We start from the raw sequence: 5,153 nt of genomic DNA, 5'->3' as shown, positions 1-5,153 counted from the left end.
TATTGCAACATAATACTTTTTACGGCATAGAAAAAAAAGCGCTCGCATATATTGAATATGATTTTGCATGGTATAGAAGTGCCAAATATTTTACATACAAATACGCTTTCAAAAAATATTAAAGACGCACAAGAAAAAGGAAACAGTATGTGTGAATAAGGGAGGTACTTCGACTGTTAGGTTTAAAAGCATGAAATATGGTGTTAAGCTTCTTGAAGGCAAGGATTTGCATTGCGCGCTTGTGGGTGGCGGCAAAGGATGTGGTAAGCCTCTTTTGGTTACATGTAAATCGCCGGCAGATGGAAGCGAAGTATGTGTGTCCGAAATACGGCTACATGGGACGAGAGTAGCGATGAGTAGTGAGCAGAAGAAAGCAGCAGAAGAGAAAAAAGCAACAGACGAAAAAGAGAGAGCAGTTAAATACGAAAAGATAAAAGGAGCTACAAAAGAGGAAGGAGTTGCCAAGGCGCAATCCATAGTTAAACATTGCGCTCTCGAGTCCAACTACCCAGACGAGAAGAGCGCCTCAAAGTGCGCGAAGGCAATTAGAAGTTTTGATAATCTTAATGCTTCCATCTATGATATTTATCTTAAAGGCATTACTGATAAAGACTTCAAAGACGCTGAAGAAAATCTCAAGCTCTGTGAAGAAAGAAATACGACACTTGTTGATAGCTGGTCTGGTAATGATAAGCGTAATAGAGTATGTCCCGTACAAGTAGCAATAGTCAACGACCTCAATGAAAGAAAAAAAGAATACGAGAAAGCTGCAGCTAACTACATGAAGGAAATAATCGAACACGAGTCAGATTTGCCGAACCTACTTGATTTGCCTGATTTTGATAAAGAAAAAGCTGGGAATTTTAGTTTACTCAACCATATGAAAGATGATTGGTGGAGCAACTATTGGAAGCACAATGGATACTTTGGAGGCGTGCTACAAGGAATTAAGAGCGCAGCAAGTTGGTGGGAAAGCAAAGTGACGGACTATATATTGCCGTATCTGGGATGGGGGAGAGATTCTAGAGGATGGTGGGGACTCCTGTCTCTTGCAGTTAGCAATTTTTTAAGCAGTTTAATGTCTCCAGCTATTTTGCCTCTAGCTATAGGCGCATATAGGCTTAAGCATTCAACCATATTTAATGTCAAAGACAGATATTTTTATAGTGAATCGGAGCTAGAAGCGGGTTGGGGGTCAAAAGCGTCTGAGTTTTTAATGCCCTTTGTTCCTAATTTAATTCTAGCGGGTGTCTTTTCTGTTTGGAATGCGGCGCGTTCTCTTTTGTTGGCAGGGAATGGACCTGAGGTAAGCGTTGGCGATGTCATGAAAGAAAGTGCTAGCCACAATGCACTAGAGCTTGGAAGCATTGGACTTATTGAAATTGGATTCATGCAGATTGATAGGGAATTCTATAGAGGGAACGGAATTTTGTCATGGACAAAAAAAAAGTGGGACATGGCGCAAGCGAATAAGAGGCTTTCAGCACCAGAACCACCGCCTCCGCATCCACAAAACATACTGAGACTGCTGCCAGACTGACAGGCACAGGTAGCCACAAGTATAGCAACAACAACCAAAAAAAGGGTGGTGGCGCTTTGTTCCGTTTATTTAGTACCAAAGCTGTTGCCGAATCTGTTGCAGATGGCGGAGAATCTGCTGTCGGAGATGAAGAAGATGGCGGGAGTATAATCTGTCTGTTTGATGTAGCAATATGGCGAAGATGGCAGAATGCTGAGGAAGGAATGATGTGGCGGTGAAAACAGATTTGATGATTAGAAAAATGGTGCAGGATAGGTTGTAATCAAAAAAAAGTTCAGTCGTAGTATAAAAATCTTTGTACTAATCTGAAAAGTCTTTGAACTGCGGGTTTTACATTAAAAAAAAGAAACTCACGAGCATATCTCAAACACGCTCGTGAGTTTCTTTGATCCGGTCCGCCAATCCTTTATCAGATATGGGACAATTTGAGTGAAAGTTGCGCGTATAGGACAACAAAATGTGTAGAAGAAGTATTAATAAATAGTGAAGAGTATAGATTAGATGGGAAGAAAGCGTTAATTATAGTCCTTCTGTACTGAAAAGTTCCATTTGCTTTAAGAAATCCTTATTCGATTTTGAGTTAAGCAATCTCTTTCTCAATTCTTCCATAACCTCTATGGAGTTCATTGAGTTCATCCACTTTCTAATTATCCACATTTTATTTTTTTCGTCCTCATTTAAGAGAAGCTCTTCTTTTCTCGTGCCTGAACGTAAAAGATCAATAGCCGGGAATATTCTTCTATCCGCGAGCTTTCTGTCAAGATAAATTTCACAATTTCCCGTTCCTTTAAACTCTTCGAATATAACATCGTCCATTCTGCTTCCGGTTTCAACAAGAGCAGTACCTATAATTGTAAGACTACCGCCTTCTTCTATATTTCTTGCAGCTCCGAAAAATCTTTTCGGTCTCTGTAATGCGTTAGAATCAAGTCCACCGGAAAGAACTCTGCCGCTTGAAGGTATTGCCGTGTTATACGCTCTTGCAAGTCTTGTAATGGAATCCAAAAGAACAACAACATGTCTCCCATTCTCAACCATTCTTTTAGCCTTTTCTATAACCATTTCTGCAACCTGTATGTGTCTATCTGACGGTTCGTCAAAAGTTGAAGATATAACCTCTCCCTTAACTGAACGCTGCATATCTGTAACTTCTTCAGGTCTTTCGTCTATCAACAAAACCATGAGCGCAATATCCGGATTATTTTCAGTGATAGCGTTAGCAAGTTTCTGTAAAAGAACAGTTTTGCCGGTTCTTGGAGCAGCATTAATTAAAACTCTTTGTCCTCTGCCAATAGGAACAAGCATATCTATAACTCTTGTTGGTATTTCTTCTTTTCTCGTTTCAAGAACTATTTTTACATTAGAATATAGAGGTGTTAAATTATCGAAAAGAGCTCTGTCCCTTATACCTTCAAGATTTTCTTGTCCGTTAATCGATTTTACCTGCAGAAGAGCAAAATATCTCTCTTGCTGACCTTGCGGGGGACGCACATACCCCGCGACTGTGTCACCTTTTCTTAATGCAAATTTCTTTATCTGTGAGGGAGAGATGTATATATCATCCGGACCCGGCAAATAATTATAATCTGGGGAACGCAAAAATCCAAAACCATCGGGCAAGATTTCCAACACGCCTTCGTCATAAACCATTTTGTTTTCTTTTGACTGAGCTTCAAAAATTTTTGCTATAAGCTCCTGCTTTCTTAAACCTGCAACACCTTCAAGATTGAGCTTCTTTGCAGTTTCTATCAGTTCCATCATTGTGTGTTTAGATAAAACTGACATATTCATAGATCTATCTTTTTCCATTGACTCCCTCCAAAGTTTAAATATACATGCTGTTTTGATTGTTTACAAAGAGATCCTTATTCTGAAACGTCTTCATTTGTATGCTTTAGGCTATCATATCGCGACTGTCCTTCGGATTTGGAAGACACCTTTGATAAGCTAGAACGGCTGGATTCTATATTATTCTACTCCAGATGTCAACAATTTATATAAATTAATTATCTTTTCTTTTAATTCTTTTTTTGAACCGGAGTTGTCTATTACAAAATCTGCAAGCTTAGTCTTTTTTTCCAAAGGCATTTGAGAATCAATTCTTTTTTTCACCTCGTCGGTGTTTAAATTATCTCTCAACGCCAAACGTTTTACCTCAATGTCATAAGGAATCCATATAACAACAATTTTATCGCAGATTCTGTCCAACCCTACCTCAAAAAGAAGAGGAGCGTTCACTATTACGTTAGGTTTGTTTGTTTTACGTGAGATTATTTCATTTATACGAGCAATTATATAAACATGCAGAACTTTATCTACTTCAAGTTTTGATTGTTTATCTGAAAAAACAATATTTGCAAGTTTTTGTCTATTTAAATTTCCGTCACAATATAAAATATCGTTGCCAAAAATCTTTACAAGTTTAGCTAATGCGGGCATACCTTGCTTGGTAATATCTCTAGATATTGCATCGGCATCTATGGAATAAGCTCCAAGCTCCTCAAAATACTTGGCGCTTTCGCTTTTTCCAGTAGCAATGCCTCCCGTCAAACCTATTATCATATTTTTTTCATCTCTCCCCAGTTTTTGCCTATCTTAATATCAACAAACAATGGAACGCTTAATTTTACGGCATTTTCCATTTTATCCTTTACAATTGCAATCATAAGTTCTTGTTCTTTAACGGGAACTTCAAAAAGAAGATCATCATGCACCTGTAAGAGCATTAAAGATTTACAATCTTTGAGTTTAATCTCATTATATATATTTATCATAGCAATTTTTATAATATCTGCAGAACTGCCCTGAACCGGCATGTTTAAAGCTATTCGCTCGCCGGTATTTCTAAGCTGAACATTCATAGATTGCAATTCCGGCATATATCTTATTCTACCGGTAATCGTACCTACATAACCATCTCTTGCCGCCTGCGCTACAACTTGTTTCATCCATGTTTTTACTCCGCTATATCTTTCAAAATATCCATCGATGTATTCTTTTGCTTCTACCACAGAAATATTTAACTGCTTTGAAAGTCCAAAAGGAGACATACCGTAAACTATCCCAAAGTTGATAGATTTTGCCGCGTTTCTTAAACCATCTGGAACGGGTTCGTCTTTTGGTATATTAAAAATTTCTCTCGCCGTAGCGCTATGAATGTCTCCGCTGTTTTTAAAAGCTTCAATAAGTTTTTGATCCTCTGAAATGTGCGCCAAAACTCTTAAATCAATTTGCGAATAATCTGCAGAGATAAAAATCTTATTTTCCGCAGGCGCAAATACTTTTCTAAACTCTCTGCCATAAGCGGATCTTATAGGAATATTTTGCAAATTTGGTTCTGTTGACGACAATCTTCCTGTAGTTGTTACAGCTTGATTAAAAACGGTATGAATTCTATCGTCATAATAAGCGCAGTAATTTGTTATTGGGTCTATGTATGTGGTTTTTAATTTTTGCAATTCTCTGTATTTCAACACTTCGGCGGGCAATTCATAAGAGGACAGTTCAGACAACACCGATTCGTCCGTTGAATATCCAGTTTTAGTTTTTTTGATTACAGGAAGATTAAGTTTTTCAAACAATATTGTAGAAAGCTGTTTTGGAGATTTGGAGA

Annotated in this window: 5 protein-coding genes; 2 read left to right on the top strand and 3 right to left on the bottom strand. The window is 37.9% G+C overall.

From position 1 onward, the window contains the following. Positions 1 to 151: 151 nt before the first annotated feature. Both LE180_RS06055 and LE180_RS06050 read left to right on the top strand, forming a co-directional pair. A complete protein-coding gene (locus LE180_RS06055; RefSeq protein ID WP_374134559.1) occupies positions 152 to 1,540 on the top strand; it encodes a hypothetical protein in 1,389 nt (462 codons plus the stop codon). A 56-nt stretch (positions 1,541 to 1,596) separates the two neighbouring features. Beyond that, the gene (locus LE180_RS06050) at positions 1,597 to 1,758 is read left to right on the top strand and encodes a hypothetical protein (protein ID WP_374134558.1); all 162 of its coding nucleotides are present in this window, start codon (positions 1,597 to 1,599) and stop codon (positions 1,756 to 1,758) included. A 301-nt stretch (positions 1,759 to 2,059) separates the two neighbouring features. On the opposite strand, the gene rho is transcribed toward LE180_RS06050, so the two are convergent. The 3 genes from rho to LE180_RS06035 form a co-directional block, all read right to left on the bottom strand. Then, positions 2,060 to 3,331: a transcription termination factor Rho gene (gene rho / locus LE180_RS06045; protein ID WP_374134560.1), complete on the bottom strand. Its 1,272-nt coding sequence runs from the start codon at positions 3,329 to 3,331 to the stop codon at positions 2,060 to 2,062. A 177-nt stretch (positions 3,332 to 3,508) separates the two neighbouring features. Beyond that, positions 3,509 to 4,102 carry a dephospho-CoA kinase gene (coaE, locus tag LE180_RS06040; protein WP_374134557.1) on the bottom strand — a complete coding sequence of 198 codons (594 nt, stop codon included), beginning with the start codon at positions 4,100 to 4,102 and terminating at the stop codon, positions 3,509 to 3,511. Further along, positions 4,099 to 5,153, bottom strand: a 1,055-nt coding sequence (locus tag LE180_RS06035; protein WP_374134556.1) for a DNA polymerase, incomplete at its 5' end; no start/stop codon positions are given. The genes LE180_RS06035 and coaE, both read right to left, overlap by 4 nt.

Source organism: Candidatus Endomicrobiellum pyrsonymphae (assembly GCF_020328025.1).
In the GTDB taxonomy this organism is placed as follows: Bacteria; Elusimicrobiota; Endomicrobiia; order Endomicrobiales; family Endomicrobiaceae; genus Endomicrobiellum; species Endomicrobiellum pyrsonymphae.
This window is presented reverse-complemented; position numbering and strand designations above follow the sequence as displayed.